Below are 12,975 nucleotides of genomic sequence, written 5' to 3'. Positions count from 1 at the left end.
TCTTGCATTTTTGTCCATAATTTTGTTAAATAACTTCCCTTTTGGTCATATCGAACCAAATTTCTTTTTCACACCACCTTTTAAGCCACTTTCGTTAGTTTTTGTCATAATGCGATCAAACACTCCCAATAACCTCTTTAATAGGTTTGGAGTTAGCGAAGAGATAAGATCAACAGATACGTTATTGTTTTTGTCATCACCACTTGCTTTATAGTCTATTGAAACGATTCCCCTACTTTTCCCACCAGTAAGAAGTTTTCCAATTATAGGAATTTTTAACAAAGATTTATTAATTGAATATGCTGGTATTACTTGTCCTGCAACCTGGAATTTATAATTTCTAATATCGAGCTTACCACCAGTGCTAATACCTAACTCCGCCCCTTCAAGCCAAGATTCTTCAATTTCAATAGTGCCATCTTTGTATGAAAAAGGTGCATTACATTTGTAAAAGTATACACCTTCATTTTTTATGGCATTTACAATGCCAGGCAATGAAGACATCGACAATAAAGTAGTAAGTAGTGGAGCATCTTTGATGTAGAAATTGCTAATGGATAACGTACCATAATGTTCTCCACTTTCTCTCTGAGGAGAGAGATAAAAAGACAATTTGCCGTTTTTAATTGATTTACTAATGCCTAAGGAACGCAAAAGCATACCTGAATTATCCGCATATATTTCGAGCCCTATTCCACTGTATTCTGCTAGTATGTTGCTGCTATCTTCCAGAAACTGCCCTGTAAATTGACTTCTATTGCAATTACCTTTAGTACAGGTTACATTCAGCTTAGCATTTTTGATAACGATGCCTTCTTTCATAATTACATTGTCAACATTCATACTAATCTCTATATCTTTATTTAATCCATTACTGTTTTTGCCAAGCAAGCCTAAAATATCACTTAAGTTAATTTCCTCACCATAAATAGTTATGGCATTTTTCTCCTTACCTGATTCAATTTCTATACTAAAATCATTATCAGGCAATTTAAAGCTACTAGAATTTAAATATAAATTTCCATTTTCTACTCTTCCGCTGAATTTTATATCTAGGTCATTTCCTACAATGTCTAATTTATCTACTAACAATTCACCTGCTCCTTTTAACCTTGTAGAAAACAAAATTTTATTGTGATCTTCAAAGCGATTTTTCCACCCTAAGTAGCTTGAATGTGATTCAAATTCTGATAAATCTATATCACCATTAACATACCCCGTCTTATCTTGATTTATCACTGACTCTAAATTTGCACTGACATAGCCACTATCAAAATTAAATATTTGAGCGGGTAAATCTCCGGTCAAATTCCAGGCGAAACTTTCATTCCTATTGCTACTTTTCAGGTCAAATAATAGCTGTGTGTTATTCACCATACCACTACCATTTAAATCTATAAAGTCACTGCCAAAACTAAGCTTAATATCATATTTACCAAGACTTGCATTATAGACGGCCAAATTGTCAATTTCAGAATGAAAATTTGCTGAGAAGTCTACTTTTTTGTCATCAGCATTTAGATTAAAAATGCAAAAATTAAATACGGATTTTGCCATTCCACTTACTTTATCCCTTTCAACCTTCACCACATCATCCAGCTTAAATCTTATAGGCTCATATAAACCATACGCATCACTTACAGCTTTGCCATTAATGGTTAGAACTGAATCTTCCTTATTTAGAGATTTCATTTCAATATCACCACCATTAACAGTGAAATTCTGAAACTTAGCGCTATTTACAGTAATTTCAAGATCGTTATTCTTGATGATCAAATCACCCTTTAATTCCTTTACTTGCTCAAAATCTTCATCAAATTTTACGCTACCGTTTTCTATATCAGCAACAATTACAATGTCTGACAGATCGTCATCAACCAAATTGTTAATTTTGCCATTGAAACTTACAATGGTATTTAAAACATCCCCATCAATATTATCACAATACCAGCTTTTAAATTTACTATTTACTACACTATCTGGTATATAAGTACATAAATCCTTTGCAGCAAACTTACTAATATTAATTCTAAGCAAAGCATGACTTGTACTAAAGTTCATTTTGCCTATCAAAGAGAGATACGTGTCATTTAACTTAAAATGGAAGTTTTTTACACTAATAATTCCATCACTATATGTTAAATTTATATTTACATTAGTTAAGGCCAAATTTTTGTTCAAATAATTTTCTGTATTCAATACGTATATATTTCCATCTACAATTTCATCCTTTTTATTAATTTTCACTGAGAAGCTTCCTTTGAATCCTATATTTTTGTCCAAATTGTAGCTTTTAACTAATGTAGAAAACTTGCTCAATAGTCCCAATTTTAGATCATAAAATGTCCCGTACACATTTAGCAAATTGTTGCGATTTTTTATCGTAATTGATAAATCATCCAAAAATCCCTTTCCATCTTTTGTATTCACATGAATATCTAAAACATTAAAATCTTCCCCCTTCCCTATATATAATTTATCAATAAAAAATTCATCTTCTGTGCTTTTATCAATAGCGATGTTAGTAAATTCAATTTTTGAATCCGCATTTAAGTCAAAAAAAAATTCCCTTATTGTTTTTAATAGATTTTTTGCACTACTTTCTGTCATCTTGAAATTCTTCCCTGTCATCCCAGTATCTTTTTTTCCTGTCATCCCAGCACTCGTCCTTGTCATCCAAGTAGCTTGACTACTTGTTTCTTTTTTTCTAGATTCCAGCGTCACGCGCTGGAATGACACCGAAGGAAGGCGGTTACTACTTAAATAATGATTATCCAAAAGGTCTAATGAGTTTTGCGGATTAACATTAGTTTCTTCTCTCTTGATACATACATGCACATTATCAGCTGAAACCTGAGAGAGATTTGTGCTAGCTTTAAATAAGGAACTTAACTTAAAATGTACAAAAAGCTCAGGAACTTTTATAGTAAAATTAGGGTTTGCTATTGCCAAATCCGTAATGACTAAATACGGATCTTTGCCATCTTTCTGCCAAACAACTGAGGTATTCTCCATATTAACGCTTGAGCCAACAAATATTTTTGATATTTTATGTTTAACATAAAAATCAATATAATTAATATTGATTTCTAAAGGCTTAAAAAAAATAAAGAAGCACAATATGAATAATAAAGCTACGGAAAATAATATAGTAATTTTTTTAAGCATCGATTATTGCTTTTCTTGCTAAACTATCAGCCTCCTCATTATACTTATCGCCACTGTGTGCTTTAACCCACTTCCAATCAATTTCGTGTTGTGAAGCAACGTTGTCTAGCTCTTTCCACAATTCCATATTTTTTACTGATTTTTTATTACTTGTTTTCCAGCCATTCATTTTCCACTTATTTATCCATTCTGTTATGCCATGCTTAACATAAAGACTATCCGTATATAAATTAATATTACAAGAAAATTTCAATACTTTCAGCCCATTGATCACCGCTGTTAACTCCATTTTATTGTTTGTGGTATTTTCTTCTCTACCATAAATGTCTTTTCTGTAATCTTGAAATAATATGATAGCTGCCCATCCTCCCGCTCCAGGATTACCAGAACACGCCCCATCCGTATATATTGTCACTTCTTTTTTACTCATCTTTGTTTATATCGGTTAACAAAGTATATAGTTGCTTTTATGAAAGCACAATTTCTAAAGGTAGTTTAAGCTGCACCTTTAAATTTTATTATAGAAACAAAAAAAAGTGTGACAACGAGCATTACCAAAAGGAAAAGTAAAAAATAGTTTTTATGCTTCTGCCGTTCTTTCATAACTAAAATAAATCAATAGAACAAAAAATAATACTGGCGAATAGGGAAAATAGATAAGAAATTGAATAAGAAAACATTTTTTTCTGTGAGCTGTGATTCTTGAACTTCATAACAGATACAGCGTACCAAATAAAAACGCAACCTTCAAAGGTTGCCATGCTTAGATAAAGTAAAGCCTTTTTCAAAAATAGAGCCGGAAGCAAGCTAGTTAGCACCAGCAAAACACTATAAATTAATATATATTTTCTTGTTTTTTCCGGACCATAAACAATATTGAACATTGGAATCGATGCCTTTGCATAGTCTTCAGACTTATTTAAAGATAGGGCCCAAAAGTGTGGTGGAGTCCACATAAAAATTACTAAAAATAAAATGAAACTTTCCCAACTGACAGAATTAGTCACAGCTGCCCAGCCAATCATTGGAGGGAAAGCACCTGCTGCACCACCGATAACGATATTCTGCGGAGTGCGTCTTTTGAGCCAGATCGTATATACAAAAACGTAAAACAATATGCTGATTGCAAGTAAAGCAGCAGAAATATAGTTTACTGCTATTGCCATGATAAATACTGACAATATTCCAAGAGTTATACCAAATTCAAGCGCGCTTTCTGCAGAAACTCTACCTGAAGGTATAGGGCGGTTTTTTGTCCTTTCCATGAGCAGATCTATGTCTTTGTCATACCACATATTTATAGCACCTGCAGATCCTGAGCCAAGAGCAACACATATAAGAGATATTAGTGCTAGAAAAGGGTGCATACTACCTGGTGCAGTAACCATACCAGCAACTGCAGTAAATACCACAAGATACATTATCCTTGGCTTCAGCAAACGCCAAAAATCCAGTATTGTTGATTCAACATTTAGCAAAACACTTGTGTACATTCTATTTTACCACTGGTGGCTTTTCGAAAGTATGAAAAGGCGGTGGTGAAGATACCGTCCATTCCAAGGTGTCACCTTCCCAAGGATTATCTCCAGCTTTCTTGCCCCATTTAAAGAGATGTATAACTATAAACACAAAAAACATAACTGAAACAAAGGACATATACGAACCAATTGAGGATATATAATTCCAAGGGATAAACGCATCAGGATAATCAGGTATACGCCTTGGCATACCAGCTAATCCTAAGAAATGTTGAGGTAAAAAAGTGATATTGGTGCTAATAAAAGTAAGCCAAAAGTGGATTTGACCTAAGCGCTCATTATATTGTTTACCCGACATTTTACCAATCCAATAATAAAAGCCAGCAAAAGCTCCAAATAATGCAGCAAGTGACATGACATAATGGAAGTGAGCAACAACATAATAGGTGTCGTGCAGGAGCTTATCTATTCCACCATGAGAAAGAATTATTCCCGTTATGCCACCGCCAACAAACATAAAAATAAAACCTAGTGCAAATAGCATAGGGGTCTTAAACTCAATTGCTCCACCCCACATAGTTGCAATCCAGCTAAAGACTTTTACACCAGTTATAACACCGATAAAAATTGTGGTAGTGCTAAAAAATGCAGCAGCGTCAGCACTAAGCCCAACAGTGAACATATGATGAGCCCAAACCATAAAGCCAAATACTGCTATACCTATCATTGCATAAACCATCCCTATGTAACCAAATACAGGTCTGTGAGAAAAAGTTGATACAACCTGACTTATGATGCCAAATGCAGGAAAAATAATTACGTAAACTTCTGGATGACCAAAAAACCAAAATAAATGTTGAAATAACACAGGGTCACCACCACCTGCAGGATCAAAAAAGGAAGTACCAACATTGCGATCAGTAAGAAGCATAGTTATAGCACCGGCAAGCACTGGTAAGGCAACAATCAACATAAATGCTGTTAGCAAGACAGACCAAACAAACAGTGGCATCTTAGTTAATGACATTCCTTTTGTGCGCATGTTAAATATAGTAACTATAAAGTTGATCGCCCCAACAATTGACGACATACCAGCAACATGAAGTGCAAGTATAGCAATGTCAACTCCTGCACTTGGATGGGACATTACCTGTGATAAAGGTGGATATAAAGTCCAACCTGTACCTGGACCTTCACCAATAAACACTGAGAGAATGAGCAAAATAAAAGATGACACTAATAACCAAAAACTTAAATTATTCATACGAGGAAATGCCATATCTGGTGCGCCAATCATGAGAGGTACAAACCAGTTACCAAACCCTCCCATGAGGGCTGGCATTATCATAAAAAACACCATTATCAACGCATGCCCTGTAACCATTACGTTATATAATTGATAGTTATTGTTAAGTATATTAATGTGCATTAGCTGAGTGCGAATAATCACCGATAATAATCCACCAATAATTCCAGCTAATATGGAAAAAATAATGTACAGTGTCCCTATGTCTTTATGGTTGGTGGAAAACAACCAACGCTTTATGCCCTTTGGTGCGTCACTCATATCTATACTCCAAATTTAACTCACTAATTTTCTATTTTCAATCCACTTATTAAAATCTTCTTTGCTTACTGCTTCAACAACAATTGGCATAAATCCATGGCCTTGACCACACAATTCGTAGCACTGCCCGTAATAAACACCAGGCTTTTTGATATTAAACCACGCCTCATTCAGCCTACCTGGTATCGCATCAATTTTTACACCGAAAGCCGGTACTCCCCAACTGTGTATCACATCTCCTGCTGTAACTTGTAAACGAACGTTAGTATTAACGGGTAAAATGATGTTGTTATCAACAGAGAATAGCTTTAAATCTCCTTCGATAAAGTCTTCTTTTCCCTTAATATAACTATCAAATGACACACCTTGATATTCTGGATATTGGTAACTCCAATACCATTGATGGCCAATAACTTTCAGTGTTATATCAGCTTTCGGTATTTCTTCCTGTAGCTTCAGTAATTTAGCGTTTTCAAAGGCTAATATTCCAACAATGATAGTTGGTATAACAAACCAAATAATTTCTAAAGGAACACTATGGGTAGTTTTACTTATGTTTGTTACTTTGCTTTTACGAAAGCGAAACGCTATATAAGCAAGCAGCGCCCACACAAAAAGCATTATTGTAACCATCACAAGCATCACAAACGAATGTGACCTAACTACAGCCTCCATTACTTCAGTTGCAGGAGCAGGAAATCCAAATTGCCAGGAAGTAGGAGCAGAGGCAACAGATATATTTGAGTAAAATATTATCAATAGTGCAAATAACTTCACCATATCTTTTGTTTGTTTGCTATAAAACTAAGTGATATACTGTATAATAGTATATATAAACTTACTATGCAAATAGAGATTAGTGATGGTTAATAATTTTTTAGCATTCAACAAGTATAATAGTACAATACTAATTGAGGAAAAAAGCATTTACATAAATCTATTGTAAGTAAAAATATTATAATATTTTAAATTAAGTATTTACTTTAAGTAAATTCTATAATAAGTTTAATAGTGTCTGTTACTGCTAATAACCCTCTAGCCTCACACCTAAAAGCAGTAACAGACACTATTAAACTTTATGACAAGTTTATAATCTGTAAGATCAAAGTCTTACAAGTTTCTTTATTTCATTATACATTGCAGTTTGTTAATTAACTTTTAATGCCTATGGTGGCATTTACAGCTTGGACCAAAGGTTTATGTATTATAGAAAATAATTATAAAAAAAACACACTATTTGTATACCATACAAACTTTTTTTATTCTGCATAGCTGAGTTATAGCTCTTTTTACAATAATCCGAACAGACCGTAATATGCTACTGGCCTGCTATAGCCATAAACACATATCTTATCGCATTCGGACTATTATAAGAAAGGCTATACTAGATTCTGTAAACGAAATCTTTAGAGAAGCCAAATGGGCAAAGTTTCATGAAGGTCTTTGGCATCTCTTAGCATAGATCCCTTACTTAACCATCATACCGCGATTCATTCGCAGTATCTCAAAGCATAGATCCCGCTAACACGTAGCGGGATGACGATTGTCAGGCTAGCTGTCATCCCAGTGTCAAGCACTGGGATGACAAGGTATAAACCTTATCGTCATGCCGCCACAAACCGTCATACCGCGATTCATTCGCGGTATCTCTAGATCCCGCTAACACGTAGCGGGATGACGATTGTCGTTTAGCCATAAACATTAAGAAATTTACCAAATAAAAAAAAGGCAAAAGAAGCCCCGTGGTGGTTGGCTATTTACTATGTACTAAAATATCGGCGTTTTTTTTGACCTTACCCAGAAAAAGTGGAGAGAAAGTTTGGAATGTTTTTCACAAAGAGAATGATGAATCAAAATGCTCAGGAATGCAATAGTTAATAGTGACGTTGTTTGTTATAAAAAATTTCTATGTATTCAAATATTGCAGTTCTAGTTTGTTGAGCAGAGTGTTGTGAAGTATCAATAAGTATTTCTCTTTTCAATGAGCTAAAGAAGCTTTCCACAACAGAATTGTCGTAACAACAACCTTTATGACTCATCTATGTTTTTTATGGATAAGAGATATTGATAACCTTGCAAAGTATATTGTGAACCTTGATCACTATGTAATAGTAGATTTTTGGCAGGTTTACGCCTGTTAACGGCCATTAATAAAGAGTCCATAACCAATTGTTTATTTATTGAACTGCTCATTGACCAGCCAACTACCATGCGTGAATATAGATCGATTATTGTTGCCAAATATAGCCATCAACTATGTTTTTTAAAATTTTTTGAATTTAGTCTCATTTGTTGATAATTTTGTATTTTTATTCAATTGAAAAATGTATTTTGGTAACAAAGATCCTAGTTTATACAGAAAGAAATTTATATCAAACAGCAACCACTGCTTAGATTTTATGGTTAACGAATATGTGCTTTAAATGTGTGTAGACGCACATATCCGTTAACCTATTTTCTATGCAGATTTTTTTTTATTTCATATTAATTGCTTCTTTAAGTCTTGCATTGGCAATTACTATGATTTTTCGCATTAGAGCTGTTATAGCTACCATCTTCTTTTTACCTCTACCAATAAGATCAGAATAAAAAGCACCAAGTGCAGATTTAGATCTTGCAGCAGCCATAGCAGCTGTGAAAAGCTTTGCACGAACATTGCTTCTACCACCTGTTATCCTTCGGTAACCAATAGTTTTACCGCTTTCTTTTGGATGTGGAGCAACTCCAGCAAGACTTGCAACTTCTTTTTTGTTTAGGTGGCCAAGTTCTGGCATTAGACACACAAAAACTTGTGATAACTTGAGACCTATTCCTGGCACTGTTCTCAAGATTTTTTGACGCTTTTGTAACTCTGGATTTTTATCAATAATTCTTTGTATGGCATCGTTGAACTCATTTATCTGACTGGTAAAAAAGTCTATTGTTTTTTGGCAACTTTCCTTTATATAGTCGTTTTCAGGTGCTGCAAGCCTACATTTCTCTTGAGTTCTCATTTGCGTAATGTCATCACGACGTTGACAGAGTGCAACTAAGGCGGTTTGTTCTTTTGACATAGGCACAAATAGAGATAGAGCACTATAGCGTTCAAAACCATATTGAGCAAGGGCTCTTGCATCTGATTGATCTGTCTTTGCTAAAGTTCCATGTGATATGATAAAACTTTTTACTTTACGAGTATTAGCTCGATGTACAGCAACATTCTTATCAACAAGAAAATGTGCTAAGCCAAGCTCATATTTTCCAGTGTTTTCTAAAGTTACTAGAGAATTAGGTAGGATATCTGAAAATTTTTGAAACAACTGTTGCCAACCAGTAGCATCATTGTCAAACTTGATAGCGCTCCTTTGGTTATAAGCTGCAGCAACATTTTTAAATTTTCCGATATCAATGCCAATGAAATTTTGATAAGATGTAATCATAATAAATAACCTCGATAGTTTAATTAATTTAAGATTGTAAACGGGTGCATACATATGTCCCATGCAACTATTCAAACGTATCGAGAGATGGGGCTAGTTTACCTTGATGGCTACGGTTGTAATACCAACTTTCATTCGGTCGCACACGCCCGTGATAGCCCTATTCCTATAGTGAGTAGGGTTATCTTTCCCTCTTATCTCTTTTATATCACATTTTTAACTTACAATTTCTTGAGCAAGCATTCCGTAAGCAGCTCTCATGTCTTGCTTTCCACTTCTTTCAGAAAAGCTTCAGGTTGCATTTTTGCCCATAATAGACATAAACGTGAGGCAACGGTTATACTATCTACAAAGATGCATCGGTATTTAGAAAACTCAGAGGAAAACTCCTTATATTTACTAGATACATGCTCGTAGTGTTTTTGACTATATGCCTGATCAGACCTTAATGCAGGGTTTGGACCACCAATAAGACAAGCAATGTCTCTGGCTTCATTCCAAGTGCGAATCTCAGTTGAATCTCCTTTCCAATCCTGAACAGCTAGAAGTCCTGCTTCAAAATCAAGACAAAGTGTTGTTGATTCATCGAGAGTTTTGAGTAAGCTAGTCTTGCCAATTCCGTAAGGTCCGAAGATTACCATTTTCACACCTGTTACTATTTTTGCTCTTTCTTTGTTGTTTATTATTTTCATGTTTTTCCCCCTTATAGTTAGAAATCTCGTTTTAGGTATGTTTTTAGGTGGGAAAACTCTTTGCGTAGTTTGTTGATTGTGTCGTAGAGAGTTGATTTTGGTATACTAGTCCTTCTGGAAATTTCACAAATGCTGTGATCTTCTGCCAATAGTTTACATATTTTTCTTAACTCTCTAGGTAACTTTGCAATTGCTTCATTTACGTCAATGCGTACTGCGGAGCTATATTCAAGACTTTCATCGCTCTCTTCGTATAAAGCTTCATCAATAAAATTAATGGTACGTTTTTTACATAGTTCTTTCTCTTTTAAATTAAGAGCACGGCATTTAACGTACTGTTTTATAAAATGTCCTTCAAGTTCATTAAGGCCAGGCAAACAGTCAAGTAAAAGATCTTGCTCAACATCTTCAATGTCTTTATAAGCAAAAGCTTTTCCTCTCTTCAGAAGCTTAGCATAGTGTCGTATGTGTTTAACAACTTTTGGGTTAATACCAATATAGGAATTTTTAGAATGCATATTTTGCCCCTCTAATTAAGAAATGATTAAAGTGTTAATTGTGATAAACCCAAGTATTTGGATTTTCTACAGGAATTACGCTGCCATAGTGTGGTGACTTGTAGTGTGTGGGTAGTAATCTGTGATAGACTGTAACCTTTTTATTCTTCTCTGGATCAAATATTTTTTCCCCAAATTCCATACCTTCAACGCAAAGTACTCCGTATTTGTTTCTTGCAGCGTTTTTGCCTTCTTTGTTGAATTTAACGTAGCCTTTGGTAGCAAGGACATCGAGACGATCACGTATAGAATGTGTACTGCCAAGACCTTCTTTATTTTCAAATGCCTGACAAAACTGATTAATTGTATAAGCATGACCCTTACGTCCTTCTGCACATATTAAGTCCAAGATGATGTCATATCTACAAGAACGTTCGGCATCTAGTTTTTCACCATAGTCTTTATTTATTAACCTTTGTGACTCAGCGTCAACTTCGTACCAATGACCATTAATTTTATCAACAAATTTTGGCATAACAGAATTTCCATTACGTAACTCAAACATCAGTTGACGATAGCTGTTCTTCTCATCAGGCCTAAACATGATCATTCCAGTGGTATAGAATCCTCGTAAGCTGCTAGCGCCACTAAAACTTTGAAATGGATCTTCTTCTAATAGTTTCTTTTGCATTTTCTTTGTATGGTGCACAAGAATAACTCCAGCATCTGGATTGATTAGAGAACGCAGTTTTTCAACTCTCTCCTGGAGAAAGAAAATCATGGCATTATTATCATTTTCGTTACCGTATTCATCAGCATCAAAAACGTTACGCAATGGATCTACCGCTATGATATCAATGGTGTTTAGGTCAAAGTTTCTTTCTGCTTCAGTTACGATATCTTTAATGCCATTTTCATTTAAAAGCAGCTTAGTCTGTGGTGTAATAACTAAATTGTTTGCAGCAAGTTTAATAAGTTCTTCACTAAGTTTCATCTGTTGCAACCGTTCACGCATATAGTGGTAACCGATTTCAGTCTGAAGGTAGAAGATTCTTAAGGGCCTTTTTGGCACCATATCAAAAAATGGAGTTCCAGATGCCATATGAAAAAGCCAAGAAATAAGAAAGTCACTTTTTCCCACTTTAGGCGCGCCAGCAAAAACTAAAAGACCACTAGGAGTTAAAACTCTAGGAGCAATTATGTCTTCTGGCATTGGTGATTTGTCATTTAGGTACTGCAATACAGGAAATGAAGTAACGTTTTTTGTATATGGGAGAGAAACAGTTGAGGTTAAAAATCTTTTGACGTCTACTCCTTCTTTAATACAATCAGCAGCATCCCAAGCTTTTGGTTTATCTTGTGGAATTTTAAGAATAGAAAGCGATGCAACGCCTATATTTAAAAGCTTCTTTGCAACATTTTCAGCATATTTCTGACCTGAATTATCGTTGTCTGGCCATATGGTTATGTGTTTACCTTTTAGCGGAGCCCAATCTGTTTTATTTACAGGTGAATTTGCCCCAAACATCATTGTTGTGGCTGTTATGCCCTTACTGATTAAACTTTCAGCACATTTTTCACCTTCAACGAAAACAATTTTATCGGATTTAATTATACCTGGAACATTGTACAAAGGCCTTGGATCTGGAGCAGTACTACTTGAGTTTTTTACATCAAAACAGCTATATCGTTTTTTCCCTGAAGTGCTATCATAACGGTAAATTTTAGCTATTACTTGATTATTTTCATCATGATAGTCCCAACATGCTATTAAACGTTCTGAAAATTCTTCTTTATGGTTTGTTGAGTGACCAAGCCATTTTTCTATATCTTCTATGGTATCAAGAAACTTAGTCTGACTAGTAACATCCCACCAGAGATTAAGTATATCTCCGCCTTCACCAGTAGCAAAATCGTGCCATAATCCGGCTCTTTCTCCTCTTGTTTCTACTACTAAACTTTTCCCTTTATCTCCTCTAATATTACCAACATAGAACTTACCTCCGTGGAAAGTACCATTTGGTAATAAGTAGGATAAAGATGATTCTATTCTTGAGAGTAGTTCTGCTTTTACTTCTGCTGCTCTTTCAAATAAAGCTTGCTTGTCATGCATATTGTTTTCTCCTGTTAAAATAAGCTATGTTTGTTGACAAA

11 protein-coding genes and 1 pseudogene are annotated in these 12,975 nt (G+C 34.7%); 1 reads left to right on the top strand and 11 read right to left on the bottom strand.

Going from position 1 to position 12,975, the window contains the following annotated elements; genetic code table 11:
• Positions 1-45: 45 nt before the first annotated feature.
• From AAGD90_RS03395 to coxB, 5 genes are all read right to left on the bottom strand, one after another.
• Entirely contained in the window at positions 46-3,168 is a 3,123-nt protein-coding gene (locus tag AAGD90_RS03395; RefSeq protein WP_341822156.1) for an AsmA-like C-terminal domain-containing protein, read from the bottom strand.
• A complete protein-coding gene (gene rnhA / locus AAGD90_RS03390) occupies positions 3,161-3,598 on the bottom strand; it encodes a ribonuclease HI (protein WP_151807582.1) in 438 nt (145 codons plus the stop codon). Before rnhA ends, AAGD90_RS03395 begins: the two co-directional genes overlap by 8 nt.
• Positions 3,599-3,773: 175 nt before the next feature.
• Complete coding sequence (locus tag AAGD90_RS03385) at positions 3,774-4,661, bottom strand: heme o synthase (RefSeq protein ID WP_264373930.1); 888 nt, start codon at positions 4,659-4,661, stop codon at positions 3,774-3,776.
• 1 nt (position 4,662) lies between these two features.
• On the bottom strand, positions 4,663-6,213 hold the full coding sequence (gene ctaD / locus AAGD90_RS03380) for a cytochrome c oxidase subunit I (protein WP_264373931.1): 1,551 nt from the start codon (positions 6,211-6,213) through the stop codon (positions 4,663-4,665).
• A gap of 15 nt (positions 6,214-6,228) precedes the next feature.
• On the bottom strand, positions 6,229-6,993 hold the full coding sequence (gene coxB / locus AAGD90_RS03375) for a cytochrome c oxidase subunit II (RefSeq protein ID WP_010962498.1): 765 nt from the start codon (positions 6,991-6,993) through the stop codon (positions 6,229-6,231).
• Between the two features lie 535 nt (positions 6,994-7,528).
• Between coxB and AAGD90_RS03370 the strand changes: the two genes are divergently transcribed.
• The gene (locus AAGD90_RS03370) at positions 7,529-7,675 is read left to right on the top strand and encodes a hypothetical protein (protein WP_341822155.1); all 147 of its coding nucleotides are present in this window, start codon (positions 7,529-7,531) and stop codon (positions 7,673-7,675) included.
• Positions 7,676-8,087: 412 nt separating this feature from the next.
• Here the strand turns inward: AAGD90_RS03370 and AAGD90_RS07205 are convergent, their stop codons facing one another.
• From AAGD90_RS07205 to AAGD90_RS03350, 6 genes and pseudogenes are all read right to left on the bottom strand, one after another.
• Complete coding sequence (locus AAGD90_RS07205; protein WP_080717614.1) at positions 8,088-8,252, bottom strand: IS3 family transposase; 165 nt, start codon at positions 8,250-8,252, stop codon at positions 8,088-8,090.
• On the bottom strand, positions 8,242-8,406 hold the full coding sequence (locus tag AAGD90_RS07200) for a hypothetical protein (protein WP_410529990.1): 165 nt from the start codon (positions 8,404-8,406) through the stop codon (positions 8,242-8,244). The genes AAGD90_RS07205 and AAGD90_RS07200 overlap by 11 nt, the downstream gene beginning before the upstream one ends.
• A 281-nt stretch (positions 8,407-8,687) precedes the next feature.
• Complete coding sequence (locus AAGD90_RS03365) at positions 8,688-9,632, bottom strand: IS110 family transposase (protein WP_265022222.1); 945 nt, start codon at positions 9,630-9,632, stop codon at positions 8,688-8,690.
• Between the two features lie 219 nt (positions 9,633-9,851).
• A pseudogene (locus AAGD90_RS03360) lies at positions 9,852-10,324 on the bottom strand (AAA family ATPase); the annotation flags it as partial.
• A gap of 17 nt (positions 10,325-10,341) precedes the next feature.
• Positions 10,342-10,842, bottom strand: coding sequence for a sigma-70 family RNA polymerase sigma factor (locus AAGD90_RS03355; protein WP_341822154.1), 501 nt, complete (start codon positions 10,840-10,842; stop codon positions 10,342-10,344).
• Positions 10,843-10,876: 34 nt separating this feature from the next.
• Positions 10,877-12,934 (bottom strand): AAA family ATPase, encoded by a 2,058-nt coding sequence (locus tag AAGD90_RS03350; RefSeq protein ID WP_341822153.1) that lies wholly within the window; start codon positions 12,932-12,934, stop codon positions 10,877-10,879.
• Positions 12,935-12,975: the final 41 nt, after the last annotated feature.

Source organism: Wolbachia endosymbiont (group A) of Ischnus inquisitorius (genome assembly GCF_964026985.1).
GTDB lineage: Bacteria > Pseudomonadota > Alphaproteobacteria > Rickettsiales > Anaplasmataceae > Wolbachia > Wolbachia pipientis.
This window is presented reverse-complemented; position numbering and strand designations above follow the sequence as displayed.